Origin of the sequence: Escherichia sp. E2562 (assembly GCF_005781075.1) — a bacterium.
GTDB lineage: Bacteria > Pseudomonadota > Gammaproteobacteria > Enterobacterales > Enterobacteriaceae > Escherichia.
In genome coordinates, this window is sequence record NZ_VATM01000004.1 from 48,239 (window position 1) to 73,658 (window position 25,420).

Annotated in this window: 21 protein-coding genes; 3 read left to right on the forward strand and 18 right to left on the reverse strand. The window is 50.9% G+C overall.

Annotated elements, in window-relative coordinates; translation table 11 throughout:
* Positions 1-2: 2 nt before the first annotated feature.
* The 8 genes from FEK43_RS07070 to FEK43_RS07110 form a co-directional block, all read right to left on the reverse strand.
* Complete coding sequence (locus tag FEK43_RS07070) at positions 3-2,267, reverse strand: ComEC family protein (RefSeq protein WP_135406320.1); 2,265 nt, start codon at positions 2,265-2,267, stop codon at positions 3-5.
* 205 nt (positions 2,268-2,472) lie between these two features.
* Positions 2,473-2,757, reverse strand: a complete 285-nt coding sequence (gene ihfB / locus FEK43_RS07075; protein ID WP_000167336.1) for an integration host factor subunit beta — start codon at positions 2,755-2,757, stop codon at positions 2,473-2,475.
* 159 nt (positions 2,758-2,916) lie between these two features.
* A complete protein-coding gene (gene rpsA, locus FEK43_RS07080; protein WP_000140327.1) occupies positions 2,917-4,590 on the reverse strand; it encodes a 30S ribosomal protein S1 in 1,674 nt (557 codons plus the stop codon).
* A gap of 110 nt (positions 4,591-4,700) precedes the next feature.
* Positions 4,701-5,384, reverse strand: coding sequence for a (d)CMP kinase (cmk, locus tag FEK43_RS07085; protein ID WP_000125014.1), 684 nt, complete (start codon positions 5,382-5,384; stop codon positions 4,701-4,703).
* A 172-nt stretch (positions 5,385-5,556) separates the two neighbouring features.
* Complete coding sequence (ycaL, locus tag FEK43_RS07090; RefSeq protein ID WP_130205325.1) at positions 5,557-6,321, reverse strand: metallopeptidase YcaL; 765 nt, start codon at positions 6,319-6,321, stop codon at positions 5,557-5,559.
* A gap of 164 nt (positions 6,322-6,485) precedes the next feature.
* Positions 6,486-7,769, reverse strand: coding sequence for a 3-phosphoshikimate 1-carboxyvinyltransferase (gene aroA / locus FEK43_RS07100; protein ID WP_130258238.1), 1,284 nt, complete (start codon positions 7,767-7,769; stop codon positions 6,486-6,488).
* Between the two features lie 70 nt (positions 7,770-7,839).
* Positions 7,840-8,928 (reverse strand): 3-phosphoserine/phosphohydroxythreonine transaminase, encoded by a 1,089-nt coding sequence (gene serC / locus FEK43_RS07105; RefSeq protein ID WP_022645462.1) that lies wholly within the window; start codon positions 8,926-8,928, stop codon positions 7,840-7,842.
* 198 nt (positions 8,929-9,126) lie between these two features.
* Positions 9,127-9,819 (reverse strand): DUF421 domain-containing protein, encoded by a 693-nt coding sequence (locus FEK43_RS07110; protein WP_130205321.1) that lies wholly within the window; start codon positions 9,817-9,819, stop codon positions 9,127-9,129.
* Between the two features lie 129 nt (positions 9,820-9,948).
* Here FEK43_RS07110 and ycaO point away from each other — a divergent pair, with 129 nt between their 5' ends.
* The 3 genes from ycaO to pflB all read left to right on the forward strand — a co-directional run bounded on the left by ycaO (position 9,949) and on the right by pflB (position 15,309).
* Entirely contained in the window at positions 9,949-11,709 is a 1,761-nt protein-coding gene (gene ycaO / locus FEK43_RS07115; protein ID WP_135406319.1) for a 30S ribosomal protein S12 methylthiotransferase accessory factor YcaO, read from the forward strand.
* A 405-nt stretch (positions 11,710-12,114) separates the two neighbouring features.
* Positions 12,115-12,972 (forward strand): formate transporter FocA, encoded by an 858-nt coding sequence (focA, locus tag FEK43_RS07120; RefSeq protein ID WP_135406318.1) that lies wholly within the window; start codon positions 12,115-12,117, stop codon positions 12,970-12,972.
* Positions 12,973-13,026: 54 nt separating this feature from the next.
* Entirely contained in the window at positions 13,027-15,309 is a 2,283-nt protein-coding gene (gene pflB / locus FEK43_RS07125; protein ID WP_001292820.1) for a formate C-acetyltransferase, read from the forward strand.
* A gap of 318 nt (positions 15,310-15,627) precedes the next feature.
* Here the strand turns inward: pflB and ogrK are convergent, their stop codons facing one another.
* The 10 genes from ogrK to FEK43_RS07175 all read right to left on the reverse strand — a co-directional run bounded on the left by ogrK (position 15,628) and on the right by FEK43_RS07175 (position 25,412).
* The gene (ogrK, locus tag FEK43_RS07130) at positions 15,628-15,846 is read right to left on the reverse strand and encodes a prophage transcriptional regulator OgrK (protein ID WP_000468308.1); all 219 of its coding nucleotides are present in this window, start codon (positions 15,844-15,846) and stop codon (positions 15,628-15,630) included.
* A gap of 81 nt (positions 15,847-15,927) precedes the next feature.
* Positions 15,928-17,091, reverse strand: a complete 1,164-nt coding sequence (locus FEK43_RS07135; protein ID WP_105266110.1) for a phage late control D family protein — start codon at positions 17,089-17,091, stop codon at positions 15,928-15,930.
* On the reverse strand, positions 17,091-17,570 hold the full coding sequence (locus tag FEK43_RS07140; protein ID WP_000978896.1) for a phage tail protein: 480 nt from the start codon (positions 17,568-17,570) through the stop codon (positions 17,091-17,093). The genes FEK43_RS07135 and FEK43_RS07140 overlap by 1 nt, the downstream gene beginning before the upstream one ends.
* A 14-nt stretch (positions 17,571-17,584) precedes the next feature.
* Complete coding sequence (locus FEK43_RS07145; RefSeq protein WP_135406317.1) at positions 17,585-20,032, reverse strand: phage tail tape measure protein; 2,448 nt, start codon at positions 20,030-20,032, stop codon at positions 17,585-17,587.
* Entirely contained in the window at positions 20,025-20,180 is a 156-nt protein-coding gene (locus FEK43_RS07150; protein WP_000143830.1) for a GpE family phage tail protein, read from the reverse strand. Before FEK43_RS07150 ends, FEK43_RS07145 begins: the two co-directional genes overlap by 8 nt.
* On the reverse strand, positions 20,177-20,452 hold the full coding sequence (locus tag FEK43_RS07155; protein ID WP_001031312.1) for a phage tail assembly protein: 276 nt from the start codon (positions 20,450-20,452) through the stop codon (positions 20,177-20,179). The genes FEK43_RS07150 and FEK43_RS07155 overlap by 4 nt, the downstream gene beginning before the upstream one ends.
* Positions 20,453-20,508: 56 nt before the next feature.
* A complete protein-coding gene (locus FEK43_RS07160) occupies positions 20,509-21,027 on the reverse strand; it encodes a phage major tail tube protein (protein ID WP_053266711.1) in 519 nt (172 codons plus the stop codon).
* Between the two features lie 12 nt (positions 21,028-21,039).
* Positions 21,040-22,230, reverse strand: coding sequence for a phage tail sheath protein (locus FEK43_RS07165; RefSeq protein ID WP_001286716.1), 1,191 nt, complete (start codon positions 22,228-22,230; stop codon positions 21,040-21,042).
* 129 nt (positions 22,231-22,359) lie between these two features.
* Positions 22,360-22,887 (reverse strand): tail fiber assembly protein, encoded by a 528-nt coding sequence (locus FEK43_RS07170; protein ID WP_024188561.1) that lies wholly within the window; start codon positions 22,885-22,887, stop codon positions 22,360-22,362.
* A gap of 2 nt (positions 22,888-22,889) precedes the next feature.
* Positions 22,890-25,412 (reverse strand): phage tail protein, encoded by a 2,523-nt coding sequence (locus tag FEK43_RS07175; RefSeq protein WP_135406316.1) that lies wholly within the window; start codon positions 25,410-25,412, stop codon positions 22,890-22,892.
* Positions 25,413-25,420 lie beyond the last annotated feature (8 nt).

Genomic DNA, 25,420 nt, shown 5'->3' on the forward strand with positions numbered 1-25,420 from the left:
TTCTACCCGTTATCCACTGGCACGCCAAACCACTGATGATACCAACGAGGTAAAATTTGCTCCCTTAGGCTGCTCACCCGCCAACCTTGCGCTGAAAAATTGACCGTTATTTGCCCCTGATGCGGGGTGTCAACCCATTGATATCCTTGTAGTTGATAGCGAAGTTTAACTTTACTGGAGGGCAGTCGCCATGCGTTATAGCGCGATGCCGATGCCAGTGCCATTTTTCCATTTACCCGCTGAATTAATGGCACAGATGACGAGGTATTACTGCCGTGATGGGGTACCTGAATCAAGGTTGCCTGAACCTGTTGCCAGTAATGACTTAGCATTTTTTGTTCAGCGGGGGCTTCAATATCGCCAGTCAAAAGAATGCTATGTGTTCCATCATCAACCTTAATCACACAGGAATGGTTATTTCCCTTTTCGTTACTCCCTTGCAAAGGCCAGTGCACGCTAAACTGCAATCCTTGCCACTGCCACGCTTCGCCACGCACGCAGGGCTGATGATGTTCCCAGTTTAAGGGGCTTCTTACCCATAACGTCGGCCAGGCATGTAATATCGAGTCCAGTCCCCCCCGGTGATCAAGATGTTCATGACTAAGAATAACGCCTTCCGGTTCAAGGTCATGCCAGCGGAGCCAGGGAATAATCAGTTGTTGCCCACTGTCCTCCTCCGGCCAGGCGAGCCCTGTATCATAGAGAACCGCTTTACCGTTTCGAGCGATCACCATTGCCAGCCCTTGCCCGACATCAAGCATATAAACCTGCCACTCATCAGACCGTGGTTTTTGCCACAGTGGCCAACACATTATAATTCCTCCAGCCATACACACCGCAGGCAACGTTTGCCATGCGTTTAGTCGCCATATCACCAGTAATAACCAGGGCGAAAATGATAGCCATTGCCAACGTTCAGCAATGCTTATCCACCCTTCAGGCAAACGCTTTAACCCCCAAAAAAGTAAAGCTAAGGACCGATCGGCAAGAAACCATAACCCTTGTTCCAGGATTAATGGCCCGCTTAAATGCACAACCATCGCGGCGAGGATCAACGGAACCGAAATAAATGTCACTAAGGGAATAGCGAACAAATTTGCCATAAATGAAGTCAGACTAACGCCATGAAATATGACTATTTGCACCGGCATTAGCAGGAGTGTGATACCAAGTTGCAGATGGATGAGTGAAACAATAGATTGCAATACAGGCGGCAATGGCCAGACTGGGCAGGGAAACCACTGATACCAAAATATCAGCGCGGCCACCGCTGCGGCAGAGAGCCACAAACTTTGCGAGAGGATAGCGACAGGATCCATCAGCAGAATTGCTGCCAGGCAGCATATCCACACATCCCAACCACTCCATTGCCGGCCGCTCAATTTGAGCGCTCCCCAGGTCGCAAGCGCCACCACGGTACGCAATGCAGGCGGCTGCATACCGGTAAGCCAGGCATAAAAAGCAGCGCAGCAAACTCCACCGATTAATGGCATCTGCCAGTAAATCCAACGCCCGGGGAGGAAAATTTGCCCGCCACGAATTAGCCCCGCAGCCAGTAATGCTGCAAAAGCAATGTGTAAACCCGATATCGCCATTAAATGTGCCGTACCGGTATCGCGCATTATATTTTTAATTTCTTTAGATACCGATAACCGTTCACCCATTCCTAAGCCGAGCATCACCGTCTGCCATGAATACGGCTGCAGCGTCGTTTGCAGGGATGCCAGATATTGCGCACGTAGGCTACAACCTGGTTCAATGACGCTTGCTTGCAGAAAACGTCCGGTAAGTGGCTGATGCTGGGCAATGGCATAACGCTGGCTGTCAAAGCCGCCATCATTAAGTTGACCATGAACAGCACGCACTTTGAGTTTCATCGACCATCGTTGCCCGGCGCATACCGATTGTGGCAAATATTCGCCATATAGCGCGATGCCTGGCGCGGGGAATAACCGCCGCCCTTGTAGATGAGTAATTTTCCCGTAATGCGTGGTCATGCCGTCAGTGGCGGTAATCTCGACGACTGCATCCTGCGTCGCGCCAGTTAAGTTTTCTCCTGCCCACAGAATTTGCTTCGCCGCCAACACGCCCCAAAGAAAAAACAGCAATGTCAGCGTGAAATAACGGACGACTTTAACAGGAATAAATGCCAGTACGCAGACGAATACAGTCAGACTCGCAAGAGTTAATGTCCCAGGCAACTGCGGCAAAATCAGCAGCGGAAAAATCCCGCAAATTATGCACAGGCTAACTGTCGTTATTTTCATGCACTCCTCCCTGTTTTTGGAAAGTGTGCAACTTTGTTGAGTGGTTGTCTGGCGGGAGTTTTGCGTTGCCCGAGGCACGTTCAGAAGAATTTAGCAGGATGATGAAAACTGTACACAACTCTGCGAGACAGCTTCCAGAACCATATTGCAGAAATGAAAAAAGCACCCGACAGGTGCTTTTTCCGCGTTCAAGTTTTACTAAAACTTAACCGTAAATATTGGCGCGATCGCGCAGTTCTTTACCTGGTTTAAAGTGAGGAACGTATTTTCCTTCCAGCTCTACTTTATCGCCAGTCTTCGGATTACGTCCGGTACGCGGTGCGCGGTAGTGCAAAGAGAAACTGCCGAAACCGCGGATTTCAATACGCTCGCCCTGCGCAAGAGTCGAGGCCATATGCTCCAGCATCTCTTTTACTGCATCTTCAACCGTCTTGGCGGGAATGTGCGATTGCTGGGTGGCAAGTCTTTCTATCAATTCTGACTTGGTCATGATTCCTCCGGTTCCTTAAAGGCAAATTTAACGGCTGCTGTTGCTGCATTGATTAAGGGCGGCCGTAGCCGCCCTTAATGCTTGATTACAGGACGAAACCTGCAATCTGTCAAGTAAACTCAGCAAACTTCGGAATAAAAATCCCGAAGAGTCAGAGAATTACTCGCCTTTAGCTGCTTTGAAAGCTTCAGCCATTGCGTTGTTGGAGAAGTTTGCATCTTCCTGTTTGTTAACAGTTGCGATTGCATCTTTCTCGTCAGCTTCGTCTTTCGCACGAACAGACAGGCTGATAGCGCGGTTTTTACGATCAACGCCAGTGAATTTAGCTTCAACTTCGTCGCCAACGCTCAGAACCAGGGTAGCGTCTTCAACGCGGTCACGGGATGCTTCAGAAGCACGCAGGTAACCTTCAACGCCGTCAGCCAGTTCTACGGTTGCGCCTTTAGCGTCAACTGCAGTTACTTTACCGGTTACGATAGCGCCTTTCTTGTTCAGAGCAACCCAGTTGTTGAACGGATCTTCTGCGAGCTGTTTAACGCCCAGGGAGATACGTTCACGTTCTGCGTCAACCTGCAGAACAACTGCAGCGATTTCGTCGCCTTTTTTGTATTCACGAACTGCTTCTTCGCCTGCAACGTTCCAGGAGATGTCAGACAGGTGAACCAGGCCGTCGATGCCGCCGTCCAGGCCGATGAAGATACCAAAGTCAGTGATAGACTTGATTTTACCTTCAACACGGTCGCCCTTGTTGTGGGTTTCCGCGAACTGCTGCCACGGGTTAGCTTTGCACTGTTTCAGACCCAGGGAGATACGACGACGTTCTTCGTCGATATCCAGAACCATAACTTCCACTACATCGCCAACGTTAACAACTTTGGACGGGTGGATGTTTTTGTTGGTCCAATCCATTTCGGAAACGTGTACCAGGCCTTCAACGCCTTCTTCGATTTCAACGAAGCAGCCGTAGTCGGTCAGGTTGGTCACGCGACCAGTCAGTTTGGTACCTTCCGGATAACGTTTAGCGATAGCTACCCACGGATCTTCGCCCAGCTGTTTCAGGCCCAGGGATACACGGGTACGTTCGCGGTCGAACTTCAGCACTTTAACAGTGATTTCGTCGCCCACGTTGACGATTTCGCTCGGATGCTTAACGCGTTTCCAGGCCATGTCAGTGATGTGCAGCAGGCCGTCAACGCCGCCCAGATCAACGAATGCACCGTAGTCAGTGAGGTTCTTAACGATACCTTTAACTTCCATGCCTTCCTGCAGGTTTTCCAGCAGCTGATCGCGCTCTGCGCTGTTTTCGGATTCGATAACGGCACGACGAGAAACAACAACGTTGTTGCGCTTCTGATCCAGCTTGATTACTTTGAATTCAAGCTCTTTGCCTTCCAGGTGCAGAGTGTCACGCACCGGACGAACGTCTACCAGAGAACCTGGCAGGAACGCACGAATACCGTTCAGCTCAACAGTGAAGCCGCCCTTAACTTTGCCGTTGATAACACCGGTAACAGTTTCAGCATCTTCGTAAGCTTTTTCCAGCGTGATCCAGGCTTCGTGACGTTTAGCTTTCTCACGGGACAGCAGAGTTTCACCGAAGCCGTCTTCTACTGCGTCCAGAGCAACGTCAACTTCGTCACCTACCTGGATTTCCAGTTCGCCCTGGGCGTTTTTGAACTGCTCAGCCGGGATGGCAGACTCAGATTTCAGACCAGCGTCAACCAGTACTACATCTTTGTCGATAGCAACAACAACGCCACGAACGATAGAACCCGGGCGGGTTTCGATTTCTTTTAAGGACTCTTCAAAGAGTTGAGCAAAAGATTCAGTCATGTTTAATCTTCAGGTTTATATTTAACGTCCACCTGGCTCCGTGCCGGATGGGGTTGTTTAACATACCCGCTGTCATTCCATTGCAACGGGGGTACTGCAAATTCGGTCGCTTATGCGAGAGCCAATTTTTGGCGCGCGTAGTGTAACGCTTTTTCAATCACTTGCTCAATGCTTAAGGTGGTGGAATCCAAAACTAAAGCATCGGCTGCCGGAACCAAGGGCGCTACCGCGCGATTACGATCGCGGTCGTCGCGTTCTTTGATCTCGGCCAAAAGGCGCTCAAAGTTAACACTAAAGCCCTTCTCCTGCAACTGTAGCATGCGGCGATGCGCACGTTCTTCCGAGGAGGCGTCAAGGAAAATTTTTACTGGCGCATCAGGGAATACCACTGTCCCCATATCGCGACCATCGGCGATCAAACCGGGTAACTCCCGGAATGCGCGTTGGCGACGCAATAATGCTTCACGAACGCGTGGGAATGCAGCGACTTGTGAAGCAGCATTCGCCACTTCCTGAGTACGAATTTCGCCGCTGACATCTTCCCCTTCGAGGATCACTTCCAGATTGCCATTGGTCGACACAAAACGTACATCCAGATGGGATGCCAGCGGCACCAGCGCATCTTCCGACGCAACATCAACATGGTGATGTAATGCCGCCAGTGCCAGTACGCGATAAATTGCACCCGAGTCCAGCAGATGCCATTGCAACGCTTCCGCCATAGCCTTACACAAGGTGCCTTTCCCTGCACCGCTTGGGCCATCAATGGTAATAACCGGGGCAATTGCCGTCATCTTTATCTCCTTAAAACAGGCGTACCGTTAACATAACCGCGCGCATTATACGCGTCGGCGCCACAAATCGTTAACGTTGTGTGCAAAAACCAGTTTTGTCTGTATTCAGATGGGGATTTATTGCGCAATTATAGCGGGCTGGCGTAAGACCAGCCCGAAAGATGACAATGATTTACTTACCGGAGGCAATACGATCGCGGATGTGCTGTGCACGCTCTGCTGATGGTGGATGAGAGTCAAACATAGACTGAGTACGACCGCCATCCAGGCTGGCCAGTTTTTCAAAGCTACCGACCAGTCCCTGGGTGTTAATGCCACGTTTCTTCAGCAGATCAAAGGAGAAATCATCTGCTTCAGACTCTTTATCGCGGGAGTACTTAGCATTGATAGCGCCTTCTGCGATATCGCCCAGTTGCGAGCGAGAAAGCTGGGAAGCAACACCGCTGGTGGCGGAAATTGCATCACGTGCGGCAACGATCGCATAAGAGGCTTTCATTTCAGCCAGTGAGTGACCCAATGCAACGTGTCCCAGTTCATGACCCAGAACGCCTTCAATTTCGTTGTCGTTCATCATGTCCATCAGGCCACTGTAGACACGGACACAGCCGTTTGCCATCGCCCATGCGTTAACGTCGCTGGTCATATAAACCTTATAGTTGACCGGCGTACCGTTAATGTTGTTACCCAATGCTTTGGCGATTTTTGCCAGACGTTTACCGTACTTGCTGGATTTGCTTGCAACTTGATTGCCGCTGTCCATTTCGGTACAGCCCTGATTGGCAATGGCTTTTGCATCGGCGTCGCTTAACGTTGCAGCTTTATAGGCATTTAAACCGGAGCTGATAGCCATATTGGTATCAATACCGTGCGTATTTTGACACCCTGTCAGTAGTGCTGCAGAAGTCGCAATCGCCAGCAGTAATTTAGTATTCTTCATGTGAATCATCCGTTGATTAATCATATATAAATATTATGTATCAATAAGTTACATTGATAATCGACGTTACCACTGTTCAAAATGACTCACAAGGTCCGAAAAAAAACGCCGGCAATGTGCCGACGCTTTTAGAAAGAAATATTTGTCTATTTATCGCCCGTTATTCAAGCTGGTTGGCTTATCCGCGCCAGTTGTTCGAAGTAATCCGGGAAGGTTTTAGCCGTACATTTGGGGTCAAGAATCGTCACTGGCGTATCTGACAATGCCACCAGCGAGAAACACATCGCCATCCGGTGATCATTGTATGTCGCGATCTCGGCAAAGTTCAGTTTTTCCGGTGGAGTTATGCGAATGAAATCGTGCCCCTCTTCAACTTCCGCACCGACTTTACGTAGCTCTGTTGCCATCGCGAACAGGCGATCCGTTTCTTTTACGCGCCAGTTATAAATATTGCGCAGCGTGGTTGTGCCTTTTGCAAATAACGCCGTCGTGGCAATGGTCATCGCCGCATCGGGAATATGGTTCATATCCATATCGATGGCGTTCAGTTCGCCACACGTGCAGGCAATATAATCATCGCCCCAGCTAATGGTCGCCCCCATTTTTTCCAGTACATCAGCAAATCGAATATCGCCCTGCATACTGTTGCGTCCAATGCCGGTCACTTTTACCGTGCCGCCTTTGATTGCTGCTGCTGCCAAGAAGTAAGAAGCTGAAGATGCATCTCCTTCGACCAAATAAGTACCCGGAGACTGATAAGACTGCCCCCCTTTTACGACAAATTGTTGATAGTGCTGATTTTCAATCTCAACACCAAACGTTTTCATCAGGTTGAGCGTGATATCGATATAAGGTTTAGAAACCAGATCACCTTTAATACGAATAACTGTATCTTTCGGCGCAAGAGGCGCAGTCATTAACAGTGCGGTGAGGAACTGGCTGGAAACGGAGCCATCAACGTCAACGTTGCCGCCAGTAAAACCGCCCTGTAAACGCAACGGTGGATAATTATCTTGTTCCAGGTAAGTGATTTTCGCTCCGCCCTGGCGCAACGCATCCACCAGGTGACCAATCGGGCGTTCTTTCATACGCGGCTCACCAGTCAGGACAATATCATTGTTTCCCAGACAAAGTGCCGCCGCCAGCGGACGCATAGCCGTTCCGGCGTTTCCAAGAAACAACTCCAGGGCACTTTCTGCGTGTAATGGACCGCCGTTACCGATGATTTCGCAACGCGTACGATCGGCTGAAAGCGTGTAACTTACCCCTAACGCCGTTAATGCATTCAGCATATGGCGCACGTCATCGCTATCAAGCAGATTAGTTAATACTGTTTTGCCGTGTGCTAATGCCGCCAGCAATAAAGCGCGGTTAGAAACGCTTTTGGAACCGGGCAGATTAATAGTGCCATCGACACGGGCGATGGGGTGCAACGTCAGGGATTCCATGAACTCAACTCTCTACAACAGAAATAAAAACCCCACAGTCTGGCTGTGGGGATTACGCAAAATGTCGGCATTAGCCGTGACGACGTTCGAACTCAACCATGAAGTCTGTCAGTGCTTTAACGCCTTCCAGCGGCATGGCGTTATAAATAGAAGCACGCATTCCGCCGACCACACGGTGACCTTTCAGCGCATGTAAGCCCGCAGCGAAAGACTCTTCGAGGAACAATTTATCAAGCGCGCTATCCGCCAACTGGAACGGCACGTTCATCCGCGAACGGTTAGCTTTCGCCACATCATTGCGGTAGAAATCGCTGTTATCAATCACCCCATACAGCAGTTCTGCTTTTTGCTGATTGATCTTATCCATTGCAACCACACCGCCGTTCGCTTTCAGCCATTTGAAGACCAGACCAGACAGATACCAGGCAAACGTTGGCGGCGTGTTAAACATGGAGTCGTTATCGTTGAGGATGGAATAATCCAGAATCGACGGACAAGCGATATTCGCTTTGCCCAGCAAATCTTCACGAACGATGACGATTGTCAGGCCAGCCGGGCCGATATTTTTCTGCGCACCAGCGTAAATTACGCCATAACGGCTGACATCAATCGGACGGGAAAGAATGGTTGAAGAGAAGTCGGCTGCGACCACCACATCTTTGCCGAAGTCTGGCGTTTCGTCGATGGCGATACCATCAATGGTTTCATTCGGGCAGTAATGCATATAAGCAGCATTATCAGAGAGCTGCCATTCACGCATTGGCTTAACCGCGCGCAGACCATCAACAGTCACTTTGGCGTCAAAGACATTAGGCGTGCAGTATTTTTTCGCTTCTTTAATGGCACTTGCCGCCCAGTAACCGGCATCAACATAATCTGCGGTGGTTTTATCACCAAGAATATTCAGCGGTACAGCAGCAAACTGACCGCGACCGCCGCCGTGGCAGAACAATACTTTGTAGTTGGAGGGGATATTAAGAAGATCACGAAAATCCTTCTCGGCTTCCTCTGCAACCTGAATGAACTCTTTGCCACGGTGACTCACTTCCATCACCGACGTACCAAGACCGTTCCAGTCGCGCAGTTCCTGTTGAGCCTGTTTAAGCACCTCTGCCGGTAGCATTGCCGGACCAGAACTAAAATTGAAGATTTGAGCCATTTCCCCTCACCACGTTGCGTTGCTATTAACCCGCGGTCAATCGATTGCGACCACAGGTAATACATTATTCCTGTGGCTATCGGTTTTATCATTCAGTGACACACATCGCAATGAGTAAAACCGTTGAGGGCAAAAATGTGGCTTGCATCACACAAAAGAATCTCTCGGATTATTAGCCAAAAGCCGATGTTTTTACTGTCAAGTCACCCGTTTTGCCCGACTTGCCTTCGTCCATTCTGGATTTGCACAGCGCGGACATAATTGTTTTTCCCCCGCATTCATATGAATGATTTCACTGCAACGGATGCATGCATAGTCCGCCGACTCCGGCACCACTTTGTAACGCTGAGTACAGTCACTGGGTAAAATAAGTAATCCCGGTTTTACTTTGTCATTCTCAAAGAAATAGACGCTAATTTGCCCGTTGGTTTCGAGAATAGCCAAACGTACCTGCCCCAGTTGTTCCACGCCACGCAACCGTAGTTCCATAAAGAACTCAAATTCCGTCATGTTAGAGTTATTGAGTTTCGACCAGGCCAGCTCGCCATCTTCAATAATGACAACCGGTTTACCTTCCAGCAAATCTTCCAGTTTTTCACTGTGCGCCATCAACCACATCACCAGGCGGTATAACAACGCCAGAGTAATAAAGACGATAAGCACCGGGACCATCGGCACATCATCATAAAACGCCACATCCCCTGCCGCCGACCCCAGAGTCAGAATGATTAATACTTCAAATAGCGACATTTGCCGCACGCCGCGTCTCCCTGTCATTTTGAGGAACAAAAAGACCAACACAAAGGTATAGAGACTGCGTAGTGCAACTTCGCCAAGGAAATCAAAAGGCACTTTATCGAATGCCATACGGTGGAGATCGAACGCCTTCATTTTTATGCTCTTATCGTAGTTTATCCGCTAAAAGCATAGCTAACAGTTCATCAGCGTGGCGGCGGTGATAGCACCTTTGAGATAAAACCCGTATTATTGCGCGCTTTCCGTACGACTAAAGTGATTTTCATGACGCAAACATTTATCCCCGGCAAAGATGCCGCACTGGAAGATTCCATCGCTCGCTTCCAGCAAAAACTCTCCGACCTCGGTTTTCAGATTGAAGAGGCCTCCTGGCTGAATCCGGTACCTAACGTCTGGTCCGTGCACATTCGCGACAAAGAGTGCGCCCTGTGTTTTACCAACGGCAAAGGCGCAACCAAAAAAGCGGCGCTGGCTTCTGCCCTCGGTGAATATTTCGAGCGTCTGTCTACCAACTACTTTTTTGCGGACTTCTGGCTGGGCGAAACCATCGCCAACGGTCCGTTCGTGCATTATCCCAACGAAAAATGGTTCCCACTGACCGAAAATGACGATGTGCCAGAAGGGCTGCTCGATGACCGTCTGCGCGCGTTTTACGATCCGGAAAATGAACTGACCGGCAGTATGCTGATTGACCTGCAATCCGGTAACGAAGATCGTGGTATTTGCGGCCTGCCGTTTACACGTCAGTCCGACAATCAGACCGTTTATATTCCGATGAATATCATTGGTAACCTGTACGTCTCTAACGGTATGTCCGCAGGTAATACCCGCAACGAAGCACGCGTTCAGGGGTTGTCCGAAGTTTTCGAACGCTACGTGAAAAACCGCATTATTGCTGAAAGCATCAGCCTGCCAGAGATCCCAGCAGACGTGCTGGCGCGTTATCCAGCAGTAGTTGAAGCGATCGAAACGCTGGAAGCGGAAGGTTTCCCGATCTTCGCATATGATGGTTCCCTTGGCGGCCAGTATCCGGTGATTTGCGTGGTACTGTTTAATCCTGCTAACGGCACCTGCTTTGCCTCATTCGGTGCGCATCCTGATTTTGGCGTTGCACTGGAACGTACCGTGACCGAGCTGCTGCAAGGCCGCGGTCTGAAAGATCTGGATGTGTTTACTCCACCAACCTTCGATGATGAAGAAGTCGCTGAGCATACCAACCTCGAAACGCACTTTATCGACTCCAGCGGATTAATCTCCTGGGACCTGTTCAAACAGGATGCCGATTATCCGTTTGTAGACTGGAATTTCTCCGGCACCACTGAAGAGGAGTTCGCCACGCTGATGGCTATCTTCAAGAAGGAAGATAAAGAAGTTTATATTGCCGATTACGAGCATCTGGGTGTCTACGCTTGCCGAATTATTGTGCCTGGCATGTCTGATATTTATCCGGCTGAAGATTTATGGCTGGCAAATAACGGTATGGGCAGCCATTTACTGGAAACAATTCTGTCACTGCCCGGTAGTGAGTGGGAAAAAGAAGATTATCTGAACCTCATTGAGCAACTGGATGAAGAAGGTTTTGATGACTTTACCCGCGTGCGTGAGCTGCTGGGTCTGGCGACCGGGCCAGATAATGGCTGGTATACCCTGCGTATCGGTGAGCTGAAAGCCATGCTGGCGCTGGCTGGCGGCGATATGGAACAGGCTCTGGTCTGGACCGAATGGACGATGGAATTTAATTCATCGGTGTTCAGCCCTGAACGCGCCAACTATTATCGCTGCCTGCAAACTTTATTGCTGCTTGCTCAGGAAGAAGATCGTCAACCGCTGCAATATCTGAATGCATTTATTCGTATGTACGGTGCAGATGCGGTTGAGGCAGCCAGCGCGGCAATGAGTGGCGAAGCCGCGTTTTATGGCCTACAGCCAGTGGATAGCGATCTGCACGCGTTTGCCGCGCATCAATCGTTGTTGAAGGCCTACGAAAAGCTGCAGCGCGCCAAAGCAGCATTCTGGGCAAAATAAAATCAAATAGCCTACGCAATGTAGGCTTAATGATTCGTCTGAGTTATATTACGGGGCGTTTTTTTAATGCCCCGCTTTACATATATTTGCATTAATAAAATAATTGTAATTATAAGGTTAAATATCGGTAATTTGTATTTAATAAATACGATCGATATTGTTACTTTATTCGCCTGGTGCTCCCTTTTAATTAACTGTTTTAGCGGAGGATGCGGAAAAAATTCAACTCATTTGTTAATTTTTAAAATTTATTTTTATTTGGATAATCAAATATTTACTCCGTATTTGCATAAAAACCATGCGAGTTACGGGCCTATAAGCCAGGCGAGATATGATCTATATCAATTTCTCATCTATAATGCTTTGTTAGTATCTCGTCGCCGACTTAATAAAGAGAGAGTTAGTGTGAAAGCTGACAACCCTTTTGATCTTTTACTTCCTGCTGCAATGGCCAAAGTGGCCGAAGAGGCAGGTGTCTATAAAGCAACGAAACATCCGCTTAAGACTTTCTATCTGGCGATTACTGCCGGTGTTTTCATCTCAATCGCATTCGTCTTCTATATCACAGCAACCACTGGCACAGCCACAATGCCCTTCGGCATGGCAAAACTGGTTGGCGGCATTTGCTTCTCTCTGGGGCTGATTCTTTGTGTTGTCTGCGGAGCCGATCTCTTTACTTCCACAGTGTTGATTGTTGTTGCCAAGGCGAGTGGGCGCATCACCTGGGGCCAGTTGGCGAAAAACTGGCTAAATGTCTATTTTGGCAACTTGGTCGGCGCACTGCTGTTTGTACTTTTAATGTGGCTTTCTGGCGAATATATGACCGCGAATGGTCAATGGGGACTAAACGTCCTACAAACCGCCGACCACAAAGTGCACCATACTTTTATTGAGGCCGTCTGTCTTGGTATCCTGGCAAACCTGATGGTATGTCTGGCAGTATGGATGAGTTATTCTGGCCGCAGCCTGATGGACAAAGCGTTTATCATGGTGCTGCCGGTCGCGATGTTTGTTGCCAGCGGTTTTGAGCACAGTATCGCAAACATGTTTATGATCCCGATGGGTATTGTAATCCGCGACTTCGCATCTCCGGAATTCTGGACCGCTGTCGGTTCTGCACCGGAAAATTTTTCTCACCTGACCGTGATGAACTTCATCACTGATAACCTGATTCCGGTTACGATCGGTAATATTATCGGCGGTGGTTTGTTGGTTGGGTTGACATACTGGGTCATTTACCTGCGTGAAAACGATCACCATTAATGGTTGTCGAAGTACGTAGTAAATAAAAAATCCACTTAAGAAGGTAGGTGTTACATGTCCGAGCTTAATGAAAAGTTAGCCACAGCCTGGGAAGGTTTTACCAAAGGTGACTGGCAGAATGAAGTAAACGTCCGTGACTTCATTCAGAAAAACTACACTCCGTACGAGGGTGACGAGTCCTTCCTGGCTGGCGCTACTGAAGCGACCACCACCCTGTGGGACAAAGTAATGGAAGGCGTTAAACTGGAAAACCGCACTCACGCGCCAGTTGACTTTGACACCGCTGTTGCTTCCACCATCACCTCTCACGACGCTGGCTACATCAACAAGCAGCTTGAGAAAATCGTTGGTCTGCAGACTGAAGCTCCGCTGAAACGTGCTCTTATCCCGTTCGGTGGTATCAAAATGATCGAAGGTTCCTGCAAAGCGTACAACCGCGAACTGGATCCGATGATCAAAAAAATCTTCACTGAATACCGTAAAACTCACAACCAGGGCGTGTTCGACGTTTACACTCCGGACATCCTGCGTTGCCGTAAATCTGGTGTTCTGACCGGTCTTCCAGATGCATATGGCCGTGGTCGTATCATCGGTGACTACCGTCGCGTTGCGCTGTACGGTATCGACTACCTGATGAAAGACAAACTGGCACAGTTCACCTCTCTGCAGGCTGATCTGGAAAACGGCGTAAACCTGGAACAGACTATCCGTCTGCGCGAAGAAATCGCTGAACAGCACCGCGCTCTGGGTCAGATGAAAGAAATGGCTGCGAAATACGGCTACGACATTTCTGGTCCGGCTACCAACGCTCAGGAAGCTATCCAGTGGACTTACTTCGGCTACCTGGCTGCTGTTAAGTCTCAGAACGGTGCTGCAATGTCCTTCGGTCGTACCTCCACCTTCCTGGATGTGTACATCGAACGTGACCTGAAAGCTGGCAAGATCACCGAACAAGAAGCGCAGGAAATGGTTGACCACCTGGTCATGAAACTGCGTATGGTTCGCTTCCTGCGTACTCCGGAGTACGATGAACTGTTCTCTGGCGACCCGATCTGGGCAACCGAATCTATCGGTGGTATGGGCCTCGACGGTCGTACCCTGGTTACCAAAAACAGCTTCCGTTTCCTGAACACCCTGTACACCATGGGTCCGTCTCCGGAACCGAACATGACCATTCTGTGGTCTGAAAAACTGCCGCTGAACTTCAAGAAATTCGCCGCTAAAGTGTCCATCGACACATCTTCTCTGCAGTACGAGAACGATGACCTGATGCGTCCGGACTTCAACAACGATGACTACGCTATCGCTTGCTGCGTAAGCCCGATGATCGTTGGTAAACAAATGCAGTTCTTCGGTGCGCGTGCAAACCTGGCGAAAACCATGCTGTACGCAATCAACGGCGGCGTTGACGAAAAACTGAAAATGCAGGTTGGTCCGAAGTCTGAACCGATCAAAGGCGACCTCCTGAACTACGATGAAGTGATGGAGCGCATGGATCACTTCATGGACTGGCTGGCTAAACAGTACATCACTGCACTGAACATCATCCACTACATGCACGACAAGTACAGCTACGAAGCCTCTCTGATGGCGCTGCACGACCGTGACGTTATCCGCACCATGGCGTGTGGTATCGCTGGTCTGTCCGTTGCTGCTGACTCCCTGTCTGCAATCAAATATGCGAAAGTTAAACCGATTCGTGACGAAGACGGTCTGGCTATCGACTTCGAAATCGAAGGCGAATACCCGCAGTTTGGTAACAACGATCCGCGTGTAGATGACCTGGCTGTTGACCTGGTAGAACGTTTCATGAAGAAAATTCAGAAACTGCACACCTACCGTGACGCTATCCCGACTCAGTCTGTTCTGACCATCACTTCTAACGTTGTGTATGGTAAGAAAACCGGTAACACCCCAGACGGTCGTCGTGCTGGCGCGCCGTTCGGACCGGGTGCTAACCCGATGCACGGCCGTGACCAGAAAGGTGCTGTAGCTTCCCTGACTTCCGTTGCTAAACTGCCGTTCGCTTACGCTAAAGATGGTATCTCTTACACCTTCTCTATCGTTCCGAACGCACTGGGTAAAGACGACGAAGTTCGTAAGACCAACCTGGCTGGTCTGATGGATGGTTACTTCCACCACGAAGCGTCCATCGAAGGTGGTCAGCACCTGAACGTTAACGTGATGAACCGTGAAATGCTGCTCGACGCGATGGAAAACCCGGAAAAATATCCGCAGCTGACCATCCGTGTATCTGGCTACGCAGTACGTTTCAACTCGCTGACTAAAGAGCAGCAGCAGGACGTTATTACTCGTACCTTCACTCAATCTATGTAATTAGATTTGACTGAAATCGTACAGTAAAAAGCGTACAATAAAGGCTCCACGAAAGTGGGGCCTTTTTTAGCAAGAGAGCCTTTTTTGTCAGCTATCTATACTTTAAGGTAACTGCCAAAACAGACTCGACGTAGCCTTCGAGCTGCGCACCAACACGGCCTCAGATGGGCCACATCTGGAGAAACACCGCAATGTCAGTTATTGGTGACATTTTTTGATATCTAATCACATGAAATAAAAGGATTTATTTCTGGTCACGTCCACACATTGACCACATCGACAAAAAAGCCCCTCGACTGAGGGGCTTTCCATTTGTAATTACATCCACATAATTTGCTGCCCTGACGGCAACGGGTGCGGCCTTACGGCGTGGACTTCTCCCGGCTTCACGATGTATCGCTGTACCGACTCATAGGTGATGAACGTGGCGCTGCAATTCACGTTCTGACACTGGTGATAACGCTCTTTTGTCGTGTCAGTGATATAGCGGCTTGTACGCGCATGTGCGGCATGCTGGCATAAAGGACAATGAAACATCGCGAGCACCTCTTCCGGTTTTGTTGACGGTGCCATTTTAGTTAATTTATCCTTATAAAACAAACAGATAAATAAAACACATCACTCATCACCTTCTGTTTCGTACTCCACATCAGAAAGCCTGACCTCAAGCTCTAAGGACGTCGTGAAGCCGCTATTATTCAGAAAATGTGTCACCTTAGTGATTGTCCAGTCCTGCTCGTCTATGACGCGCTTAAAGCCTGACACTTTGACCGGCGTTTCCGTGTAAATATCTGCCCGACCGGTAGCCAGACTGATGGAGAACTCCGCAACGCCCCGTTGCAGCTTATCCCACTTCGCCTGAGCGGCGCGCATGGCCTGCGCTTTCGTGGCATATACCGTGGTCAGGGCAAAAACGTTGTCAGCCTCACCAGCCATGTATTCACCTTCGCGCGCTTCCGGTACTTTTGGCGCTTTCTTCTGCGTGACTGGTTTCGCTTTCGGGTGCTCCAGTGCGCGCAGGTGTTTCTCTTTCTTTTTGCGTTTCAGTTTTACCTTCTGCTTTTGTGGCTTCGGGTCTTTGGTGTGTAACCACTTTGCCGTTACGCCGGTATAGGCTCCACGGTCAGCAATCGCAAAATGATGGCGGTCGCCGTCGCTGCGGGTTATGGTGACCTGCGGGATTTTTTTACCGCTGGCCGTCACCCCCTGCCCCGCTTTGAGAAACAACAGTTTTCCCATTTTTACCGACACCTCACCGCCGTTGCGTTCAGCAAGACGGGTCAGGAATTTCGCATCTGACTCCTGCGACTGGTCAATGTGCGGGATTTTAATTCCGGCCAGTGGCGGAGCGACACTGGCTTCCAGCCTGTTACGGGAGGCTATCGCTTCAACAATCGCACCGAGCGTGGTGTCATGCCAGGAGCCTTCACGGCGGGAATTGAGCGTCCCGCGAAAATCTGCACTCCGGGCGCGGATGGTGACCACATCCGGCGCGCCCCGGTGTTCAACCTCATCAACGGTAAATTTCCCTTTGCACACCAGGGCAAAACCTTTCCAGCCGATATACACCGTCAGGACAGCGCCACGAACCGGCAGCCCGACCTGCCCGTCGGCATCGTTCAGTTCAATATCAAGCTGGTCAGCCTCAAAGCCCCGGTTATCCGTCAGGGTCATGCTCATCAGACGGTCGCTGATATTGCCGGTAATATCCCTGCTGTCGAGCATCAGCATGTAATCCGGCGTCAGCGTACTGCCTGCATCAAATGTCAGCGCATCCAGCATTATCCCGCCCCCGTCATACCCGTGAATTTAGTCGCCATACTGCCAGCCTTACCGATGAGCGATTCCGCCTGTTTACCGATATCGCCATAAAGCGCGGCCAGTGATTCATCAACGCGGGTGAGCGACAGCGTAAAATCAATTTTCCGGGGTGTGCCGTCTGCAAAGAAAATACTCCCTGTTTCACTCACCCTGCTGATGACATACATGCCGTAAATCATGCCGGTGCCATCCAGCAACGGCCACGCCCGGCCTTCCTCTGCCATCAGCCTGAGCGTGGTCATCGTCAGCTTTCCGCCGGTCAGTTCGGGATAAAGCACACCGGCAAGCGTGATGTTTTCCTCGCCAACACCGAGAAACTGAAAGGCATCCCGTTTACCGATACGGGAATTTGACGGCCAGCGATAATCTGATTCACGCTGCATGGTCTGGTGTGGCAGCGTCTGGCGCATAAAAACAAACATACCTAACGCGAGCATCATTTTTCGTCACCTCCTTAACCGTCATGCATCATGCTGGCACGGGCGCGCGCACGTTTATCCCGCTCGTATTTTTCGAGCGCATCCTGTAACTGGCGGTCAAGCTGTGTCCCCGGCGCAGTACCACCCGTCAGGCTGATGTGATATTCGTTTTTACTCTGGTCTACATAAGAGCGGCCAGCCGGTGCCGTGACCGGCTGATAAGCCTGATAACCTGCATAAGAGCTGGTCGCCGGAATATAACCACCGCTGCCATACGTGGCGGCTTGAGTTCTGGCGGCGGTCTGGTCAAGTGTGTCTGACTCTTTGTTGATAACACCGAGTTTTTCCAGTACCCAGTCAATACCACTGCGCAGTTTGTTGAACGCATTAAGCGGCAGCATCAGCGCGTCAGCCAGTGCCTGCCCGAACATGACGCCCGTGTCACGGCAACGGTTCAGGGTGTCCTGGGTGGCTTTGACCGGGGCAATCAGGTTTTTAAACCACTGCCACGCGGCCTGTAACTTTTCACCCAGCCAGTCAAACACCGGTTTAAGTGGCGTGAACAGTTCCCCCACTGGCGCAAATGCCGCTTTCAGCCCTTCCACCACACCGCCAAAGAATGCGCTGACAGGCTCCCAGTATTTACGGATAAGCAACGCCCCGGCGACAATGGCGGCCACCACGGCCACAACCGGCCAGCTAATCGCCCCGATGGCGGTCATAACAGCACTGCCAACCGTCGTGAAGATTGCCCCCATTGCGCCTGCTGCCGCGATGATGGCATTGATGCCGGTGATAACCGGCCAGGCTACGAGGCCAATGGCACCGATGACACCAATCAGTGCCAGTGCACCACCGACAATGATGCCGATGGTTGACGCCAGTGATTTGTTTTTCTGGATCCAGCCGTCGAGTTTTAACACATACTTTGTGGCCGTCTGCGTGAGATTACGCAGTGCGCCTTCCTGCTGGTCAAACAGGTCAGTCCCCACCGCCTCATAAGCGGACTGAAACTCCTTAAAGTCACCGCCGAGGTTGTCCTGCATGATATTTACCAGCTCTGCGGTCTTCCCGTCTGAGGCTTTAAACGCAGCGGTCAGTTTGTCCAGCTTTCCGGTTGAGGCGGCAGTCATCAGCACAGCGGCGGCTGAGCTGGCCTCCTCCCCGAAAATGGTTTTCATGTATTCAGCCTGCTGGGCAGTACCGAGCCGGTTTTTCTCAAAACTGGCCTGAATTTCTTTCAGAATGGTAAATATTGGCCGGGTGTTTCCCTTACTGTCTGAGGTTTTCACACCAAGTTCTTTGAGTGCATCCCATGCTTTTCCCGTCGGTGCCTGCAGACGGCTTAACACGGCACGGCTTCCCGTCCCCGCCATTGAGCCTGTGATTTTTGCATCATGCAGCGCCCCAACCATTGCGGCGGTTTCTTCAATGCTGACACCGGCATTTTTTGCCACAGGTGCGGCATAGGTCAGCGCATCGCTCATACCGTCAAAATCGGCGGCGGTTTTGTTCATCGTCATGGAGAGAACATCCCCGATATGAGCGACCTTATCGTTTGAAAGCTGAAAGGCGGATTTCATCCCCATCAGCAGGGCGGCGTTTTCTTCCATCGTGCGACGGTTCGCCAGCGCCATATTCAGCGTGACCGGCGTTGCCGCCTGAATGGCATCAACATCCCCACCCGCTTTCGCGATGATTATCTGTGCACCGGCCGCATCATCTGCTGAGGCGGCGGTGTTGTCGCCGAGCTGGCGCGCCTGTTTGCGTAGTGCGGCCATTTCGGTGGAGTCTTTTGCCACTCCGAGCACAGCCTGTAATTCTGAGTTTTTCTGCGCAAACTCATAACCGGGCATCAGCAGCTTAACTCCGGCCATCGTTCCCGCAGCAGCAATCCCCACACCGGCAGCGCCCACTGAGGCCATATTTCCGGCCAGTTCCTTTCCTGCCTGATAACGCTGTTTGACTGCGTTAAGTTTTGCCTGTTGCGCACTGACACGCGCCAGCGCGTCACGCTGACGGTTAAGCTGTGCGGTGGTTTCACTGATACGGTTTTTCAGTCCCTGCTCATCATGTGCAAGATTGCGGGTATTAATTCCCACAACGGCCAGTTCCCGCTGCTGGCGTTTAACGGAATCCGTCAGGCGGTTATATTTCGCCTGTAAGTCCTCCGCCGCACGCTTTGCGGATTCCAGCACTTTCGCCTGAGCACGGGTCGGTCGTTCGGTATTTTTAAACTGTGTGGCAAGGGCTTCGGCTTCCTGCCGCGCCTTTTCAAGTGCATGACCAGTCACGGCAAGCTGTGCACTGGTCTTGCGAAATCCCTCAATACGGGATGCGTGACCGTTCAGCTCGCGCAGTGATTTTTGTGTTTCCCGGATATCCCCCGACAGCGACTTACTCGCTGTGCGAATGGATTTAAACGGGCGGGATGCCTGGTCAACAGCCCTGAGCAATACCTGTAATTTTACATTGTTACTCATTCGTGTTTCCGCTTCGCCGGAGCGCCTTTTCGCGCCATGTGATGAGTTCGGTCAGGCTCATGGGATACAGTTCTGATGGCGGCCAGTGAAATATCACTGCCACATCCGCCATCAGGTCATCGACCGAGAGATTTTTCGGAAACGTCACTGCACCGAGTTCGGCGACAAAAAACCGACCACCTTACCGGCCAGCGCCACAAGGTCAGGCAGTTCCAGTGCGGCGACTTCCTGCTCGGTCAGCATCGGTGCCGTCATGCGCGGCAACACCTTAATCAGTGCATCGACTTCGGAGTTTGCGACCGCTGCCAGACTGACACCGCGCAGCGTCCCGGCATTGGGTTTCATCAGCGTGACCTGTTCGATGACCTGCTCACCACGCTTGACCGGATTTTCCAGGGTAATGACATTTTCTTTGTTCATGGTTTTCTCACTTCTGAATCAGGGTTAACCGGTCAGCCTGGCTGACCGGATGAAAATCACAGGCCGATATTGCGGCGGTGTTGCTCCAGCCGGTCGATGCCGTTCACCTTCTCAATCATGTTGATGGTGTCGATTTCGACCAGCTCCTTACCGTCCATCGTCAGCCGGAAATAGGTGCAGACCACGGAGATTTTCGACTCGGTGTCTTCTCCCTGTTTACCCTCACCGGTGTCGATTTCTTTCTGACGGCCACGCATGACCACTTCGACGGCCACCGTTTCGCCGGTATCGTCGCGCTGGTAAGAGCCTGCAAAACGAATCGGCACGGCATCCACGCCGGTTGCGGCGTAAAGCTCCCAGATAACCGAATCCGGGAAGCCCCCGAGCGACCACTCCATTGACAGCGCATCGTCATCAAGGCCGAGGTCTACCGGTGCGCTGCCGTTCATCCCCGCACCGCGATAGTTTTCGAGCTTACGGGTCAGTTTTGGCAGCGTGACGGACTTTGCAACGCCCTGATAGCTGTAGCCGTTCAGAAAGACGTTCATTAACTTGAGTTTGCGCGGCATTGCCATCGGTCAGGCTCCTTAATTGCTGTTAACCGAGGTGACCAGATTTGCCAGGTATTTATCGGTAATACGCTGGCGCAGGGTCAGGTTTTCAAGAGGAGGCACCGGGGTATAGTCGTAGTCGATATACAGTTTTCCGGCCTTAAGGGTTTCCGCATCGTTGGATTCTTCGCTGAACCAGCAGGTCGCATCCACGATATAGCCGTTTGTTTTCAGCTCACGGAATTTGGCATTGATGCCGTCAACGATGTCGCGAATCAGCGTTGCGGTGATGGGCTTGTCCACCGCCCACATGTGCGCTTCAGCCATCGTGTCGGCCAGCACCTGCGCGGTGCGGGTGTAGTTTTCAAAGAGGAACAGCGGGTCATCAGAGCAGGTACGGTTACCCCAGAAGCGGAAACCGTCGCGGCGAATCAGCGTTGTGACGCCTGACTCGTTCAGCAGGTCAGCATCGGTGCCGGACTCCTGCAAATCCCAGAATACAGATGCGCTGATGCCGGTAACACCGTTCACCCCGACGTTGGACAGCGTTTTATGCCATCCCTGCTCCTGGTCGATTTTGGCACGCAGCCCCAGCGCACGGGCGGTGGCATACGCGGTGGCGGTGGTACTGGTGACCGTATCCCATGCGAGGAAATCCGGCCAGATGACCATCAGCTCACGCTGGCTGAAATTCTGGCGGTAAGCTTTCACCTCGGAAATGGTCTTACAGCCCCATGCGCTGATATACCCGAAAGCGCGCAGCTTCTGACAGACTGATGCCAGTGCAACAGCCACCTCTTTGGTATCCAGCCCCGGCACACCGAGAATACGCGGTTTAACACCGGTTACCGATTCCGCCGCCAGCAGGGCTTTCAGTCCGGTGTACTGACCGTTTTCGTCAGTGGTGCCGATGATATTGGAAACGGTCTGCGCGAGTTTCGTTTCTTCGTCGTCGCCGGTGCCGTCTTCCACGCGCACGACAACGGTGACCGGTTTTGACTGGTCGGCGATGGCCTGCAACGATGCCGCCAGCGTGCCTTTTTTACCGGCCTTTGCAATTGCGCTCTGCACATTGGTAATCAGCACCGGTTTATTGAGGGGGAAGGTTTCCGCATCCGCATCGCTGGCCGTGCAGACCATGCCGACAATGGCGGTGGATACGGTGGAAATGACGCGGGTGCCGTCGTTAATCTCCAGCACCTGCACTCCGTGATGATAATCACTCATCCGTTTAACTCCGTGGTTAATGGGTGAGTGGTATTTTCAGTTGTACAGGGCATGAGACGCTATTTGTCCTGACTGGTCAGTGGATGAAACAACAGATAAAGAAAAGGCGGGCAATCCGCCCGCCTGTATTTATTGTGGTAGTTCCGGCCATTCAGGATTTGCAGGATCCACACGACTGACCAGAACGCTGTAGCGTTCCCATGCCTCCAGTCGGCTGCGCTCCTCATCTGTTGCCATATTCAGCCTGACCGCACGCTCCAGCGGCTGAATCAATGCCTCAGCTTCTGCAAGCAAGGTTGACTTTCGGACTTCGGCTTGCTGCTGCCGTTCTGCATCCGTATATACACGTTTAATTACAGTGTCATCTTTGAACATCCAGTTACCTGAAATATCAGCGCGACGGTTGGCGGTTATATTCGGTAACTCAACAACACTCAAGCCATCAGGGTTGAGCATTGACACATCTTTCTCAATGCAACGAATAATACCGTTCTCGTCGTAGGCCATTTTTAAAGTGTCTGGCTGGAAATTCTTTTGTTCCTCATACCAGTTTTTACCATCATCTGACCATAGCCAGACAATATTAAATCGTTTGGTTAATTCATATTGTTCAATAGTTTTTGGATTCCCTGCCTTAATATTTTTTAAATGCATCATCATTAAATACTCCCTGCGTTATACCATGTGCCATTAATACAATACTGAACAGGTCTTGCCTGCGCGATATCAATTAATTCATCAGTATTACTATTGACGACACCAGTAAGAACATGCCCTGACCTGTCATGCCAGCCAGTACCATTCCACGTTGGAAGGGATGACAAACCACCTAAGCGAATACCTGTAATAAAACGCGAATTACATTCCGCCTGAGTATAAGCACCAATATCACCTGCCGATGGTTTATGAGCTGTCGTATAAATTTGCGCCCATCCAGACCATTGAGCATCATCTGTATCCCGCCTTGAACGGATATATGCTGGCGCGTAACCTCCACTGGTGCCGCTCCAGCCGATAAGTAACTCACCTTCTCCAACTGCGGACACTCCCGTAAGATGAAGCACATTGCCATAGGCGTAAGGGTAGCCATTGTTATATGCCTCATACATCTGAATACCAGGCGTCCCCTTTGCACTCCCGCTTAATGCTGTGACGCGATTCCGGGATACCAGCGTATTAATATTTATATCGCCGGTGCCATCAAATTTGACACCATTAATATTTCGTGCCGTTTTCAGCTTTGTAGCTGTAGCAGCATTGCCGGACAGTTCGCCTGAAAGACCGGCGCTGAAGGTTTGTTTCGCCGCCCATGTCTGAGCTTCGTCGATAATTGGCACACGTCTTGTCGTGATCGTGCGGCTTCCCGGATTTCCTGAAATACGCACCATAAAAAAGCGGTAGTTCGCTTTACTTACAGTGCTGCGCCACACATGCATTGAGCGCCCCGTACCGGAATCATCACTCGGACCGACTGAGATGTTTATCAGGTTGCCATCAATGACGCCCCAGTCCATACCGTCGGGAATATTGGTCATGTTATCAAGCCGAACGGTTATCAGACTGCCCGGCACAAAATCGTAGGTCTGCCAGTCCAGGCTGGTGAGTTTTGCCACTGCACCGCCGATACCCAGATTCAGGGGCAACGAAAAGGAGTTATATACTTCTCGCCATTCAGTCCATGTGCTCCCGGCGTAGATGCGCTCAAAAGTGCGCCCCTTTGTGGTTTCTGCTTTCCCTGTGGTTGTGTAACGCTGCCAGACAGATACACCATCAAAACGTCTGATTACTTCCAGTATCCCAAGCAGTGTCGCTCCAGCGGTATCCTGCATTGGACCGTTTGTCGCCTTCCCTGTAACGCTGTAAATACCTGGTGAAGTCACATCATTCAAATCCCCGTCGTAATAACGACTCTCTGACTGATGACCGACTCTTAACCACGGTTCCCACTGTGGATTCTCTGCATTCCATGTAGCAGAAAGGCAGCGAACATATACATTCCCACGGCGGGTCGTGTAGCGTTGCATGCGTGAGTACCCACCACCTTCAAGAACTTCAAGGAGTCCCTGACCATAACTTCCTTCTTCCGGATAGTTGCGGTCAAATGAAGCGATAGAGCCACTACTGTTTCGCCATAAGCCAAGATGCTCTGCGTCTCCGAGCGTGTTCAGGTCAATGGTTGTACTCAGGGGGCGTGTTGCTGACTGAATCTGACGCCAGTAGCTCCACGGACCGTCTGAGCCATTCCAGGTGCCAGAAAGGTTGCGCATATAAACATTGCCAGTTCTGGTGGTATAACGCTGCATTCCTGCAAAATTACCGCCATTGAATACCTCAAGAACACCGACTGCACCGTCTTCAGGGAAATTTTTCTCCAGTGTTGCGTTGGAGGATGTGGATTTATACCAGACACCCACATAAGCCTTAACAGGACCAAACGTATTCAGATCAGCATCAACCGGCATTTCGCCATTGTTTTTCATAAACGTCAGGCTGGTAACGCCAACATTGTCCAGAAAAGCTGATTTATCCTGGATATCTGCACCATTCTGATTTTTCGCCAGACGTGAATTTGCGTTGTCATTTGCTGCCTTGACCGCTTTTGGCGTTGCCGCCAATGACTCACTGGTGCTGTTTGTTGCACTGCTTAACTGAGTAAAGCCTTTTTCTGTCAGCGTGGCGTCAGGATGGCGGCGGGACTGCTCATGCTCTGCGATTTTGTCATCGACGTAATCCTGCGTCGCCATCACCGTGCTGGCATCAATACTCAGTTCAACGGACGCCACGTTGCTGAGAATAATAACCATGCGGCAGGTCTGCGCACGTCCGGAGCCTTCAGCCAGTTCTGGCTTATAGCTTTCTGCCATGTTGGATACCGCAATCAGTGTTCCGGCATCGTCATACAGACCAAGCTCACGCATCCAGAAGCCGCCCACTTCGGGCGGTACAACCAGTTCAGCCACGATATAGTTTTTATTCTTGTTATCCACGCTGACTTTATTCAGAGCGTGACGCCAGACCTCATGCACCAGTTTCGTCTGACCGGCATCCGGCACCGGTAATTTGCCATTACCGTCACCCACGGCCATTGCAGACAGGTTTACTTTTTTCCCGCCGGGGACAGTGGCGGCTGCCAGCTTTGCGGCTCCGGCAGTAGTGATAACGGTTTTAAATTTCGTGCTCATTGTTTCTC